General features: G+C 76.3%; 1 protein-coding gene. It reads right to left on the minus strand.

The features are described from left to right. A partial coding sequence (locus tag DQW06_RS22760) for an ABC transporter ATP-binding protein (protein WP_157983571.1) occupies positions 1-1607 on the minus strand: 1607 nt, incomplete at its 3' end. Positions 1608-1632: the final 25 nt, after the last annotated feature.

The following is a 1632-nucleotide window of genomic DNA, read 5'->3' on the forward strand; positions in this document are numbered from 1 at the left end:
GCCGCGGCGGCGGCGCGCTCCAGTCGCCGGGCGCCGGAACTGCCCGCCTCGGCGGTGGCCTCGTCCAGGACGGCCACGTCCGGGTCGGCCAGCACCAGCCGGGCCAGTGCCAGGTGCTGGGCCTGCTCGGCGGTCAGGGCGTGCCCGCCCTCGCCGACCACCGTGTCCAGTCCCTCGGGCAGGGCGCGCACCCACTCCAGGGCGCCGACGGCCTCCAGGGCGGCCTCCGCCTCGGCCGCGTCGGCCCCGGCGCGGGCCAGGCGCAGGTCCTCCAGCAGGGTTCCGGCGAACACGTGGGTCTCCTGGCTGACGAGGAAGACGTGCTCGCGCACCCGCCGCTCCCCCAGCTCCTCCAGGGGGATCCCGCCCAGGTACACGGTTCCGGTCGTGGGCGTGCGCAGGCCGCTGACCAGGGCGGCCAGCGTGGTCTTGCCCGCGCCGCTGGCCCCGACCAGGGCCACGCGCTCACCCGGGGCGACCTCCAGCGACACCTCCTCCAGCGCGGCCGGGCCGCCGCTGCCGTAGGAGTGGGTGACCCCCGCGACGCGGACCGAGGAACCGGCCGGGCCCTCCTCCGCGCCCGGGTCGGCCTCCACCGGGAGGTCGACCACGCCGGCCAGACGGGCCAGGCTCGCCCCGGCCGACTGCACCTCGTTGAAGTTCATGACCAGGAAGATCAGCGGGCCGAACAGGCGGTGGAAGTACAGGGCGGCGGCGGTGACCATGCCGACGCTGGCCAGGTCGGCGCGCACCAGCCAGAACCCGGCCACCAGCACCGAGGTCAGTCCGACGCACTCGGCGGCGTTGAGCCGCGACCCGAAGCGGGTGAACAGCCGGAACACCGACACCGTGATGTCCATGGCGGCGGCCGAGCGGTCGCGCACCCGGGACTCGTGCTCGTCCTCCAGGCGGTAGGCGCGCACGGCGGAACGCCCGCGCAGGGCTCCCATCATCGCGTGCGAGCGCTCGCCCATGGCCACGCGCTCGCGGGCGTAGTAGGGGCCCGAACGGGGCAGGTACCAGCGCACGGCCGTCACGTAGACCGGCACGCACAGCATCGCGGCCAGGCCCAGGCGCCAGTCCAGGGCGGTGATGCCCACCGCGGTCAGCAGGACGGTGGCCAGGGCCACGACCGCGTCGGGGCCGCTGCGGGCGATGCTGGCGGTGACCACGGCGACGTCGTCGCCGACCCGGGAGAGCAGGTCGCCGACGCGCACCCGCTCCAGGCGGGCGGCGGGCATGCGCAGCACGCGGTCCATGACGCTTTCGCGCAGGCGGGCCAGGACGGTCTCGCCGACCCGGCTGACCAGCCAGCTGCCCACACCCGTGAGCAGGCCGCCGAGCAGCCCCGCCCCGGCGATGAGCAGGACCGAGGACAGGACGGTGTCCAGCCCCCGCTGCGCCGAGATGTCGTCGACCATCCGGCCCAGCACCCAGGGGGCGACCAGTCCGGCGGCGCTGCCCGCGAGCACGGTGGCCAGGGCAAGCGGGGCGCCCCAGCCGGTGCCGCGCACCCCCTCGCCCAGCACGGCCCACGTGCGGCGGGCCGAGGCGGTGGGGAGCAGTTCCCCGTGTTCGCTCGCGGAGTCCTCCACCGGCGTGCTCATCGGTCGTCCTCGGGGTCGTGGGGGC

It is taken from the genome of Nocardiopsis sp. TNDT3, from assembly GCF_003427465.1.
Classification (GTDB): Bacteria; Actinomycetota; Actinomycetes; order Streptosporangiales; family Streptosporangiaceae; genus Nocardiopsis; species Nocardiopsis dassonvillei.